Genomic DNA, 13,495 nt, shown 5'->3' with positions numbered 1-13,495 from the left:
GGATAACGAAGATTCGCCAATTATCGTTCCCATGTTCTCAACGAAACTTCCATACGGCTTAAAAACGGGCTGAAGTGTACTCGTCGGCGATATCAAGAGTGTTGGTCCGCGATCAATACAGAGGCTTACTTCCATGAGCAGCTCCACTTCTCTCCATTCGTCGACACTGAATTTCATGCAAGCGATACAGAACGGTGTCGACCCGCGTACCGGGCAATACCGGGTGTCGCTCGACCTTTCCGAACTGCAATCGAACCAATTGCGCGGTCCGGCCTTTCCGCTGTCCCTGGCCTTCAGCGCGCTCAATCGCGAAGACCGTGGCTACGGCACCGGCTGGACCCTGCAGTTGTCGGAGTTCGCACCGACGAGCCGAGTGCTGTCTCTCTACACCGGCGAGTTGCATATCGTCACGGGCAACGGTGCCAACGACGAACTGCTGATGCAGGCCAAGAAACTCGACAGCTTCCGCTTCTACAACTACCCACCCTCCGAGCTGGGCAAACGTCGCTACAAGGTGGTGCACAAGGACGGTCTGGTAGAAATACTGGAGGAACATGGCCGCAACGAAATCATCGCCGTACCGGTGGAGATCCACTCGCCGCTGGGGCACAAGCTGACGCTGAGCTATGCACTGTTCAACAGCCAGCACCCCAGACTCGAGTCGATCCGCGACGAGCACGGCGCGCCAATTCTCGAGATTCGGCGCGATACCGGCACCCTCACGCTGGACCTGCACCCCGGCAGCGGTCCCAGTGGGGCACCCCTGGCCCGCTACGTGCTGGGTTTCGATATCGGCACCGGGAACCACGTGCGCAGCATCACCCTGCCCGCCGATAGCACGGGACAAACCGCCACCTGGCGCTTTGACTACGACTACCGCCATGAATACCTGGTCATCGTCGCCGTACAGAACCCGCTGGGTGGCAGCGAGAGCATCACCTACAGCGAAGACCACGCATTCCCCAACAGCGCCACGCGCAAACTGCCCAGAGTCACCCGGCACGAGCAGTATCCGGACGGCGATCCACAGAACCCCGACAAACTGGAAGTGCACTACAGCTATTCACCGGACGGGAAGAACTTCCTGGGCAATACCCTGCCCATCAGTTGGAGCGGCACTTACCACGATCCGCTGATCTATCAAATGGCCGACTACATCTATGAAACCATACAGACCCACTATCTGGGTGGAAGGCCCGTGCGCAGCACCCTGCGCCAGTTCAACCGGTTTCATTCGCTCATCCTGGAACGCATCGAGCAGGATGAGACGATCCAGGAGACCCAGACCGACTACAACCTGGTCGGCGGCTCGATCGTGGCCCAGCCGACGACCTACCAGTTGCCTATGAAAGTCATCACCCGCTGGCGCCTGAAGAACGATGTCACGCGCCATCGCGAGGAAACCGAAAGCTTCACCTACGACAGCTCAGGCAATGAACTGCAATATGTCCAGGCCAACGGCCAAGTCAGGACCAGCACCTACTTCCGCGCCGACGGCGACGAGGCCGACTGCCCGAAAGATCCTTACGGGTTCGTCCGCAAACTGCGCAGCAGCACCCTCAGCCCGGCGGTGTCCGCCGACTACGACGCCGCGCCCACCCTCAGAACCCTATACCGCTATATCGACCAGCAACCGCTGGACGGCAGCCCGCAACCGGCCGTCGCGGTGCTGGAAAGCGAGACCCTGGTACAGGTGTTCAATCCGGGTACGGTCCAGGAACGGGAAGAAACCCTGCAACAAACCCGCGTGGAATACCACGATGCGCCCACCGATCACTTTCTGCACGGCCAATTGCGACAACGGGCGGTGACCCTCAACAGCATGACCACCCTTACCCGCTTCGACTATGAAGTGGTGAGCGACGGCGGGAGCGAGCCGACCAGGCAGATCACGCAAACCCTGACCACCAATTTCGACAAGGCCAGCAGCACCACGCTGCAGCAACATGCGCTGCTCACCGGCTGGCTGCTGCTGGAACAGGCGAATGAAACCCGGATCCGCTACGAGTACGACAACCTCGGCCGGCTCACCCGAGAAACCACCGCACCGGGCACGGCCTTCGAGGCGTCGCGCCGGTACTCGTACAGCCTGTCCGGCGGGCTGGGCAAGTTCGGCAGCCAGACCATCGTCAGCTCCCGCGAAATCACAACCAGAACCGTGTTCGACGGCCTGGGCCGGGCGTTTTTTGAAGAGAGGGACAAAGTCCACGAGGACAACCCGGGGCGGACCGAGAAGGTCTACGGCGCACGCTTCGACGGTTTGGGCAACCTGGTCGAGGAGACAGTACTGGACTATTTCGAAGGTAGCGCAAAGACCTATGTCACCCGCTACGAATATGACAACTGGGGCCGGCAAGCCGTAATTATCGACTCAGCCGGAGTGGAGCAACACACCGACTTCAACCCCATCGGCGACCCGCTGAAATGGCCCCATGGGCCGATCCAGACCACCTGGCAGCAGAGCGCCGGAGCCCGGCCGTTAATCAGCGGCAGGAGCGAAACCTGGTTGAACCTGTTCGACAAACCGGTGGAGGTGCACGGCCAGGATGCCCAGGGTGGAACGCTTTCCAGCCGCAGTTTCCGCTATGACGGACAGGGCAACTGCACCCGGCAGACCGATGAAAAGAAACGAGTCACCCGCTTCAGCTACGACCCTTGGATGCGCATGCTCAACACCACCCTGCCGGACAACACCAAGGTCCAACGCACCTACGCGCCGCAGAGCGCGGCGGATCTGCCGACCCGGCTCAGCGTGTGGCAGGGAAGCCAGGAAACCGAAATCGGCACCCAGCATTTCGATGGCCTGGCCCGCCTGACCCAGACCCAGGTCGGGCCCTACCGGGAACACTTGCACTACGAGGGCGAACGGCTGCAGCCTTATGAACGCATCACCGCCGCGGGCGAGTCGATCACCTATGAATACAACCTGCAACTGAGCGACGAACCCGAACAGCGCGAGTCCCCGGAGGAATTGGCCACCTACACCCACGACCCCCTCAGCGCCCTGCTGACCACAGCGCAGAACCCGCAAGGCAAATGGACCTACCGCTACACCCCGGATAACCAGTTGCGTTACGAAAGCTGGACCGCCCCCCAGGGCAAAACCTGGGAAACCGAACATGTCAGCTCGCTCAATGGCTCACTGATCCGCCGCACCGACCGCGACGGCACCCGCGAGTTCGTCAGCGAATACCATTATTACGACGACGGGCGCCTGAAACTTATCGTCCAGGGTAGCTTGCAGGTCAGCTTCCACTACGACCGCCTGGGTCGGCTCGAGAGCAGCACTACCACCGATACCACTGCCGGCAGCAAGCTGGTGACGACCCTGGGCTATGACGAGCAGAACCGCGAGATCCTGCGCACCCAGCAGTTGGACAAGCACACCACGCGCCGGATCGATCAGCACTGGGATATCGACGGGCAACTCAAAAGCCGCCACCTGCAACTCGATGACGGCCAGGGCAATCTAACCAGCCTACTTGAGGAAACCTTTGTCTACGACCGGCGCGGTCGGCTGGAAGTGCACAGTTGCTCCGGCCTGACCTTGCCCAAGGACGAGAACGGTCGCGCCATCCGCGAGCAGGTCTATGTATTCGACTCGCTGGACAACATTACCCTGCGGCTCAGCGAGTTCGCCGATGGTTCGAACGAGACGTGCGAATACCACTACACCAGCGGCGACCCCTTCCAACTCAGCAGTATCAGCCGTAGCCTCGATGGCCAGTCGGTGCAACGGCAGGACTTCGAGTACGACGCCAATGGCAACCTGCTCAACGATCTGAAGGGGCAACGGCTGCATTACGACAGCCAGAGCCGCCTGCTCGAGGTACGCGCCGCCAATCAGCAGCCCGTGAGCCAGTACCGCTATGACGGCCACGACCAACTGCTGGCGTCCCGGCAGGCTAATCAGGAAGAAATCCTGCGTTTCTACCAGGGCGAGCAACTGAGCCATCTGGTGCAGGGTGACCGGCAAACCCACTTTCTTGAGAATCTGGGCCAGCAACAACCGGACGATCCAGACCAGACCCTGCTGCTGCTCAGTGACAGCAATGGCAGCATACTCGGCGAAGGCCAGGGCGGCCAGTTGCGCACGGCAGTGTACAGCGCCTATGGCGAACACAGCAGCGACGAACTGCTGCTCAGCCTCAAGGCGTTCAATGGCGAGCTGCGCGAGACCGCCAGCGGCTGGTACCTGCTGGGGCGCGGATACCGGGCCTATAATCCGCAACTGATGCGCTTTCATAGCCGCGACAATTTGAGCCCGTTCGGCGAAGGCGGGCTGAATCCCTACTGCTACTGCCTGGGCAACCCGATCCTGATGACCGACCCCACTGGCCACGTCGCATCCATGGGTCGCACGCGCAAACCGGACGAAGACGTGACCCCGGAATTATGGCTGCCAGTTAGGCGGAAAAAGAACTGGACCTGGGCGATCATAGGTGCGGTCATCACAGTGGCCGCGTCGGTATTTGCGGTTGCCACCCTGGGAGCCGCCACACCGGTTGCGGCGGCGATCACACTAACGGGCGTAGGGCTTGGCCTCGCTGCCACGAGCTTCGAGTTTGCGGCTGTGGCCACTGAGAACGAAACCTATAGCCATATCGCCATGGGGCTGGGCATTGCCGCGTTTGTTACCGGCATTGGCCAAGGCGTGGCAAGCAGGTTGGGGAAAACCGCAGGGCAAGCGGCGGCAAAGGGGTCTGCCGAGGTGGGACGAGGAAGTGTAGCCAGTATTGGTATCTCAGCAGCAGACAACGCCGTCCCTGGTCCATCCCAAGCTCCTGTGGCGCTGGCTAAGACGCGCCCCGTTCCTCCACCCAAGCCAATCAAGTCCCCCCCCTCCCCCAGAGCAGCGCCTTCTGCTATTGACCCGGGTTCCAATGCTAATCCGCTGGAATCTCCTTCCTTTTTTTCAGGAGGAGAAACGTCAAACAACGCTATAAACGCAACAACCAACGGCGCCAAAACAGGACAAACATCAATAGAAGACTCGTCATTTAAGGAGTTGCAACATGTACTTCGTAGAATAAAGAAAGCAAAATCTGATCCGAATCAACAGGGGATAAAAAATGCGGTTGAGTATGTAAAAAATAGATACGGTAAAAGAATCAGGGTAGAGACATAGTTTTTCCGAAAAACAAGACAAAGGTCGGGACTGTCAGTAATTTTGTGTTCGGGCATCACATGCGTTTAAGGTGCATGACATGCCAAGCAAAAAGACCCCGGCCAGCAAGGCCAAAAAAGACCTACCATCCATTCCCAAGGAGCTGGTCGAGCAGTTCGTCAAAGGCCCAATGACAGCCGAGGCGATTCAAGACATCTCGATGGCCTTCAAAAAGGCGTTGGTCGAGCGCGCACTGGGTGCGGAGCTCGGCCAGCACCTGGGCTACCCGCCGGGCGCAGAGCGCCCCGAGGGCACCGGGAATCAGCGCAACGGCACCAGCGGCAAGACGGTTCTGACCGACGACGGCCCGCTTAAATTGGACATCCCGCGTGATCGCGACGGCAGTTTCTCTCCGATCCTGATTCCCAAGCATGAGCGTCGTTTTACCGGTTTCGATGACAAGATCATTGCGATGTACGCGCGTGGCATGACGGTGCGGGAGATCAGCGCCTTCCTTCGCGAACAATACGGCACGGACGTTTCCCACGACTTCATCAGCTCAGTGACTGACGCCGTGATGGAGGAAGTGGTTGCGTGGCAGCAGCGGCCTCTGGAACCGATGTATCCGGTGATTTTCTTCGATGCCTTACGTGTCAAGATCCGCGATGAAGGCATGGTACGCAACAAGGCGATCTACCTCGCACTGGGCGTTTTACCCGACGGCACTCGGGATATCCTGGGCATCTGGATCGAGAACACCGAAGGCGCCAAGTTCTGGTTGAAGGTGTTCAACGATCTGCGCAACCGAGGCGTCGAGGATGTACTGATTGCGGTCACTGATGGGCTCAAAGGCATGCCAGAAGCACTGGCGGCTGTTTACCCTGAGGCCACCTTGCAAACCTGCCTCGTTCACCTGATCCGCAACAGCCTGGACTTCGCCTCATGGGACAAGCGCAAGGGCTTGGCTAAGGCACTGAAACCGATCTATCAGGCTCTGAACGCAGTCGCGGCAGAGCAAGCCTTGAACGACTTCGAGACGGGCCCTTGGGGCAAGCAGTATCCGACGGTAGTTGCTTCGTGGCGGCGGGCGTGGGATCGCGTGATACCGTTCTTCGTGTTTCCACAGGCCATACGCAAGGTGATCTACACCACCAATGCCATCGAAAGCATCAATGCCCAGTTGCGTAAGATCATCAAAACGCGCGGGCACTTCCCGAACGACGACGCGGCGACCAAGCTGATCTGGCTGGTGCTGCGAAACATCACCGCAGACTGGGGGCGAGCTGCGAATGATTGGAAAGGTGCAATGAATCAATTTGCGATCCTTTACGGGGATCGTTTCACCAGGCCGACCTGGTAATTTCATGTCCGTCAGGTGACGGGCGGTAACCGCCCGCACACAAAAAATCTGACAGTCCCCAAAGGTCCAATGTCAGGCACAACAGCCACCCATGTTATGCCTGACACGCTCCCCCACGCCCCGCTATAGACTTCCCTCTCCCCCACATTGAGAACTCTCTCATATCCCCCGCCCCCCCCCCTCCCTAGACTCCCGCCCCGAGACACTTCCCTACAACACCGGCCTCTCAGTATCGCAGTGCACCCCGGGAGTCTCGCCTTACCCCCAAAAACGCCGGGCACTGCGCAGCAACAGGATCAGCATCGATGAAAACACCCTTGATCGCCCTCTCCCTCGGCCTGGCCGCCAGCCTGGCGGGCACCCAGGCTTTCGCCAACACCGGCACCATCAATTTCGAAGGCAAGATCACCAGCAGCACCTGCCCGATCGAAGTGGTCAACCCCGAGGACGGCTCCATCAGCAACCAGGTCAAGATGGGCAGCGTCGACGCCGGCCGCTTCACCGCCCCCGGCCAGGAATACCGTGGCAAGTCCTTCGCCCTGCGCGTCGGGGACGCCTCCGCCTGTGGCGGTACCGCGGCGGAAGTGACCTTCAACGGCACCGCCGACCCCAGCGGCAACTACTTCTCCGTGGGCTCCGATCAGGATCCGAGCGTGGCCAAGGGTGTGGCCATCGTGATCCGCGACAAGACCGGCAGCTCGGTCGCCCCCGGCGGCACCTCCGCCGAATACGACCTGAACGCCAGCGGCCCGACCGACATGCTGTTCAACGCCTACTACCGCCGTACCGCCCCGGCCGGCAGCAGCGTGCTGCCCGGCAGCGCCTCGGCCGACGTGCTGTTCGTCGTCGCCGTCAACTGACCGGCCATTACCGCGTTCCCTGGCGGCGACGGCCAGCCGCGCCTGAACCTCGATCAAGCCAGGGCACTCCACGCTGTATTTCAGGCGCGAACCTCGCGCCTGTTCCAGAGGTACTGATCCATGCTCGGTTTCATTCCCCAGGTGGCGTCCTGGCGTCTTGCCGCCGGCGCCGGCACGGCCCTGTTGCTGCTGGCCTCGCACATCCCGTCCAGCCAGGCCGCCCTGAGCCTGAACGCCACGCGCGTGGTGTTCGACAGCGACAAACGCAACGTCTCGCTGATTATCAACAACCCCAGCCAAAGCCCCTACGCGGTGCAGACCTGGGTCAACACCGCCGCAGACGACACCACCACCGCCGTGCCCTTCATGCCGTCGCCACCGTTGTTCCGGCTCAACCCCGGCAAGGAGCAGCAGGTTCAGATCAATGGCCTGCCCAACAACCTGCCGACCGATCGCGAGTCGCTGTTCTACTTCAACGTCCAGGAAATCCCCCAGGCCAGCGGCGTGCAAGGCAATGTGCTGAACATCGCCCTTCGCACCCGGATCAAGCTGTTCTACCGGCCCGTGCAGCTCAAGGAAAAACCCGGTAGCCGCCTCAAGGACCTGCAGTGGTCGGTCCGACCCATCAATGGCAAACCGCACCTGCTGGTGCATAACCCGACGCCCTTTCACGTGTCGTTCAACCGCATCGAGTTGAGCGGCAACGGCCAAGTGGAAACCCTGAACAATCCGGCCATGGTCGAGCCGCTCAAGCAACAGCACTTCGCCCTGGATACGGTGAGACCGGCATCCGGCCTGCGCGTCAGCTTCAACGCCATCAATGACTACGGGGCCGTCAGCGCGCCCTTGCATGCGCCCGTGCAATCGACCCCCTGAGGCATGCCCTCCTGCCCTGCGTGAAAGCCATCATGACTCCATTCTTCCGAGATCGGCGGCCAGTCTGGCGCCGGCGTCTGCGTTACCTGCTGCCCGTGACCGGCGGTAGTGCCCTGTGGTTGGCCAGCCAATGCGCGCTGGCGGAACCGCCCATCGAGTTCCAATCCGGTTTTCTGCACCAGCACCCGGGATATGCCCACGAGGCCGGCAGCCAGGCACTCAAGGCGCTGGGCCAGCAGAACGACCTGGGACCGGGACGCTACCGGGTCGAGTTGCTGATCAACCAGCGCCCCGCCGGCAGCCGGGAACTGGACTTCAGCCTGGACCCCAAGGGCAACCGCCTGCTGCCCTGCCTGTCCGCCGAGTTGCTCGGCACACTGGGCGTAAAACTCGACAGCCTGGCCGAAACCGCGCCTGCACCAGGCGGCTGCGTCGAGCTGGCCCGGGTCATTCCCGGCGCCGACAGCCACTTCGAGGGCAGCCAGTTGCGCCTGGAAATCTCCGTTCCACAGATCGCCATGCGCCGCGACGTCATCGGCTATATCGCGCCGGAGCACTGGGAGACCGGTATCAATGCCGCCTTCGTCAACTATCAGCTCTCGACCCAGCAGAGCCGGCACCGCCTGGGGGGCTCCAGCCACAGCGACGACCTCTACCTCAACGGCGGCGTGAACCTCGGCGCCTGGCGTCTGCGCGGCAATCGTTCGCTGCGCCTGGACGACCAGGGGCGGCGGGAATGGAACAGCGCCTACAGCTATGCCCAGCGCGACCTGCCCGGCCTGAATGCGAACCTGACCCTGGGCGACACCTTCACCAGTGGCGATATTTTCAAGAGCCTGGCGTTTCGCGGGGCCATCATCGCCTCCGACCAGGATATGCTGCCGGACACCCTGCAAAGCTACGCGCCGATCATTCGCGGCACCGCCCAGAGCCGCGCCAAGCTCGAGATCCTGCAGAACGGCTACCCGATCTACTCCACCTTCGTCAGCCCCGGCCCCTATGAAATCGATGACCTCAGCACCGTGGCCAGCAGTGGCGAACTGGAGATCGTGCTGACCGAGGCCGACGGCCAGGTCCAGCGTTTCACCCAGTCCTATTCCACCTTGTCCAATCTGCTGCGCGAAGGGGTCTGGCGCTACAGCACAGCCATCGGGCGCCACAACGCCATCGGCTTCGACTCGGACGCGCCACTCTGGCAAGGCACCCTGGCCGTCGGCACCGGCTGGAGCTCGACCCTCTACGGCGGCCTGATGGGCAGCGATTTCTATCGCGCCGGCAACCTGGGCGTGGCCCGTGACCTGGGCTCGTTCGGCGCCCTGGCGCTGGACCTGACCCACTCCAGCGCGACCATCGACGCCCCGGCGACAGGCAAGGTGCAGGGGTTGAGCTATGCGATGAAATACGGCAAATCGTTCCAGACCGGCACCAACCTGCGCTTCGCCGGCTATCGCTATTCCACCGCCGGCTACCGCGACTTCGAGGAGGCCGTGCGCGAACGCGAACGCGATACCCGCTTCATCGGCAGCCGGCGCAGCCGCCTGGAGGCCAGTGTCTACCAGAAGGTCGGCCGGCAGAGTTCCCTCAACCTGACCGTGTCGCACCAGGATTACTGGCAGACCCACTACACCCAGCGCCAGTTTCAATTCGGCTTCAACACCCACCATCGTGGCGTTTCCTATAGCGTCTTCGCACAACAATCGCTGAGCGAAAGGCCCAATACCCGGGTGGGCGAGCAACGCCAGTTCGGTCTGAGCGTGTCGCTGCCACTGGATTTCGGCTCGTCGAGCATGCTCTCGTTCGACCTGCAGAACAGCGCCGGCCGCTCCAGCCAACGCAGCAGCCTGAGCGGTCAGGCCGACGACAACCGGATCAGTTACCGCACCAGCGTCAGCCGCGATGCCCATGACCGATACAGCACCGCGCTGTCGCTGGGCTATCAGGGCGCCTCGGGCAACATCGGTGCCGGCCTGACCCAGGGCAGCAATTACCGCAACGCCTCGCTCAATGCCAGCGGCGCGCTGTTGCTGCATGCCGACGGCCTGGAAATGGGGCCCTATCTGGGTGAGACCGCGGCCCTGGTCGAGGTGCCGGATATCGCCGGCATCGGCGTGCAGAACGCCGCCGGGGTGATCACCAATGATCGTGGCTTTGCCCTGGTGCCTTATCTGCGCCCCTATCGCGCCAACACCCTGAGTCTGCAGACCGACCAGTTGGGCCCGGAGGTCGAGATCGACAACGGCACGGCCCAGGTGGTGCCGCGCCGGGGCGCGGTGGTCAAGACCCGGTTCGCGGCGCGCACGGTCAACCGCCTGTTGATCACCGCCCTGACCGCCCAGGGCAAGCCGCTGCCGTTCGGCGCCCAGGTCAGCGATGCCCACGGCAATCCACTCGGCACGGTCGGCCAGGCCGGCCAGGTGCTGCTCTCCATCGACCCCCAGGCTCAGCGCCTGGAAGTACGCTGGGGCGAGGATAACGGCCAGGGCTGCCCACTGTGGCTCGACCCGCAACAGCTGGAACAGACCCAGGGCTACTACGTGCAGACACTGACGTGCCAGACCTCGGAACCCACCGCCCCTTCAACGCAGGAAACGACATGAACCGATCGATACGAAAACTGCTGGCCGCCCTGCTGCTAGCGGCCGGCGGCCAGGCCGGGGCGGCCTTCGCCGGCAACGACAGCTGCTACTGGGAGATCGGTAGCGGGCCTCTGGCCTTCCAGGCGCAACTGGGTACCCTCTACGTTCCCCTGAATGCACCGCAGGGCAGTGTCATCGGCACCTTTGCCCGGCACACCTTCAGCAGCGGCGGCAGCTCGCAGTTGGGGTGCCGGATCGAAACCCACGGCGTGGTGCTGAATTTCCAGGCACGGCCCAGTGTCGCGCTGTTCCCGGGCGACTTGCCGCCGGTCAATGGCGAGGATCTGAACGGCAAGGTATTCAATACCAATATTCCGGGCGTCGGGGCCTTTATCAAATTGGGATTCCCCTTCGACGGCAGCGGCCTGAACACCTTCATCCCGGTGGACGGCCGTCCGGTGGCGCCGTTCGACGCCTATCAGGACCAACCCACCGGCCACTTCGCCTTTTCCCTGCAGAGCCTGCGGGCCTGGGTCACCCTGATCAAGACCGGCCCGATTCCCGCCGGTCCCCATTCGCTGGATGGCGGCGAACTGTTCAGTGGCCAGTTCAGCGGAGTGGGCAAAGGCTTCAGTTTCGCCGCCCAGGGCACGGTGATCCAGGCTCAGTGCGGCACCACCGGCAACCCGGTGAGCGCCGACCCGGTACGGCTGGGTGAGTGGGACGCGGCCGACTTCACCGGCCCGGGCTTTGGCACCCCGGCGGTGTCGTTCTCCATCACGCTCACCGGTTGCGAGGCCGACCCCGAAGACGAGAACGTCGCCATGGCGACCATCAGGCTCGATGGCGTTCGCGGCTCGCAACCGATCGACGAAGACCGCGGGATTTTCAGCCTGACCAGCGACTCCAGCGCCTCGGGGTTCGGCATCCAGGTCCTGCGCGGCGATGGCGTGACCCCGGTGGCCCTGGGCACCGAGGTGCCCATGACGCCGATCAGGCCCGGCACGACGGTGCTGGACTTCATGGCCCGCTTCTACCAGACCGAGGCTCGGGTGGAGCCCGGCAATGCCAGGGGAGCGCTGAATTTCACCATCACCTACCGCTAGAAACAGGTATCGGGCGTGTCAGGCGGTCAGCGTCGGAGTCGGATAGGGAAAGTCATACCAGGTCGCCTTGTTGTCGAAGCTGACGTACGGGCGGATCTCGAGCATTTCACCCATCTTGAAACGCTGCAGTGTAGCTTTCGAGATGGTGCCCGCCGGCACCGTCCCGGACGCAGGGACTGAAGCGGCCTCCAGTACCGTGATGGTTTCCTGCCCGCCGCTGGCGAGCAGCCCTATGACCCTCACCCGCAGGAACTGTGAGGTCGACATGTACTTCCAACTGCCCAGGGTAAAGGTCGCCACGCCCCCGTCGACAATGCTCGAAAGCGGCAGCCGGTCGTTCGTGACCTTGTCGCACTGGATCATCGGCAGGTCGGTCAGGCTGGAAATGCTCAGTTGATGGACGGCGGAGGGCAGCGGATCGGGACGGCTGGGCACGCTGACGGCAAAGGAGACGGGAATGGTCTTTTTCAGATTACGCGCGATGTATTCCCTTGGAATACGGTATTCGCGACCGCCGACGGTGGTCGGCGTGTCCGCCTGATAGAAACCGAAGGAACCCGGTTCGCCAAACAGCACCGCCGCGGTTTCATCCTCCGAGATCAGCGCATTTTGCGGGATGATCACGATGGCGCCATTCAGCACGACGTCGGCGGGGTTGGGGTTCAGTTGACTGGCCTGGGGACTGCCCGTGGCTTCCTTCACTCGGGGGTAGCTCAGGTCACGGGGTATTGGCGCCGCCTTGATATCCAGATCGACCCGCGCCGACAACTCACTGCGATTGCCCGCGCGGTCCTCGACCCGATAGCGCGCATAACCTTCGCGGTCACCGAAATCGCGAAACGCCCGTCCCGGATACACCGCTTCCAGTACGGCAGGGACCGGATCAGGCACGGTCAACTGATCGACCCTCAGTTGATCCGGCTCGCCCGTTCCGGTTCTTTCATTCAGGTACCAGGTGATGACATCGCCCGGTCTGGGCCCACCCGCAAGCCCATCGTAAGGGGGGATGATCGCCTTGACCTCATCGTGGTTTTCCGGACGCGCCAGGTAGGCGGCGGTCACGCCATTGAGGCGGATCTCGTCGGGGAAAATCGGTTTTTCGTCGGTCTGGTTCAATAGCGGCTTGGTTTTATCGATGGTCAGCGTGAGCTTCTGCGAGTCGAACTTCTCGCCGTTGGCCAGGGTCAGCTCATACATGACTTCATGCTGACCTTCGCCAAAGCCCTCCACCGGCGCCTCGAAGACCAGATCCGTCTCCGGGACCGGAGCCGTCCATTGCCGGAAGCCAAATTCCGAACTGTCCCATCTGAGTCGGACCGACTCCGGGGTTTGCGGGGTCGGCACGGAGTTACCCCACATGGGGACGATAATCGTCAAAGGCCGGGTCAGCGCCGAAATCGGTAGCAGGTTTTCCTCGCCACCCGGAATGTCCGGCAGCGTGTCCGGAGCCCGCGGAGCCTTCGGTTCCTGGACCTGCTGGAGGGGGGAATGGTTTTTCGAACGCTTGGACTTCGACATTATCGCTCTCCTCGCCCCGGACAGGCAGCCGGGTATAGTGAACCTGACCGCCTGCGCCTTGACCTGTGAAGCTGTTGAACGCCCTGCCGCAC

General features: G+C 62.2%; 7 protein-coding genes. 6 read left to right on the top strand and 1 reads right to left on the bottom strand.

Features of this window, described 5'->3' with window-relative positions; translation table 11 throughout:
* Window positions 1-133 precede the first annotated feature (133 nt).
* The 6 genes from ACM62G_RS20745 (at window position 134) to ACM62G_RS20720 (ending at window position 11,885) form a co-directional block, all read left to right on the top strand.
* A complete protein-coding gene (locus tag ACM62G_RS20745) occupies window positions 134-5,128 on the top strand; it encodes an RHS repeat-associated core domain-containing protein (protein WP_419735438.1) in 4,995 nt (1,664 codons plus the stop codon).
* Between the two features lie 79 nt (window positions 5,129-5,207).
* Window positions 5,208-6,467: an IS256 family transposase gene (locus tag ACM62G_RS20740; RefSeq protein WP_419735437.1), complete on the top strand. Its 1,260-nt coding sequence runs from the start codon at window positions 5,208-5,210 to the stop codon at window positions 6,465-6,467.
* A 305-nt stretch (window positions 6,468-6,772) separates the two neighbouring features.
* Window positions 6,773-7,327 (top strand): fimbrial protein, encoded by a 555-nt coding sequence (locus ACM62G_RS20735; protein WP_054059252.1) that lies wholly within the window; start codon window positions 6,773-6,775, stop codon window positions 7,325-7,327.
* A gap of 120 nt (window positions 7,328-7,447) precedes the next feature.
* Entirely contained in the window at window positions 7,448-8,203 is a 756-nt protein-coding gene (locus ACM62G_RS20730) for a molecular chaperone (RefSeq protein ID WP_273825784.1), read from the top strand.
* Window positions 8,204-8,235: 32 nt separating this feature from the next.
* Window positions 8,236-10,800, top strand: coding sequence for a fimbria/pilus outer membrane usher protein (locus ACM62G_RS20725; protein WP_419735436.1), 2,565 nt, complete (start codon window positions 8,236-8,238; stop codon window positions 10,798-10,800).
* Window positions 10,797-11,885, top strand: coding sequence for a fimbrial protein (locus ACM62G_RS20720; RefSeq protein WP_419735435.1), 1,089 nt, complete (start codon window positions 10,797-10,799; stop codon window positions 11,883-11,885). The genes ACM62G_RS20725 and ACM62G_RS20720 overlap by 4 nt, the downstream gene beginning before the upstream one ends.
* 18 nt (window positions 11,886-11,903) lie before the next feature.
* On the opposite strand, the gene ACM62G_RS20715 is transcribed toward ACM62G_RS20720, so the two are convergent.
* Window positions 11,904-13,403, bottom strand: coding sequence for a hypothetical protein (locus ACM62G_RS20715; protein ID WP_419735434.1), 1,500 nt, complete (start codon window positions 13,401-13,403; stop codon window positions 11,904-11,906).
* Window positions 13,404-13,495: the final 92 nt, after the last annotated feature.

The organism is Pseudomonas sp. COR18, assembly GCF_048568395.1.
Taxonomy (GTDB): domain Bacteria; phylum Pseudomonadota; class Gammaproteobacteria; order Pseudomonadales; family Pseudomonadaceae; genus Aquipseudomonas; species Aquipseudomonas fuscovaginae_B.
The sequence above is the reverse complement of the archived record's forward strand: the minus strand, read 5'-3'. Positions and strand labels throughout refer to the sequence as shown.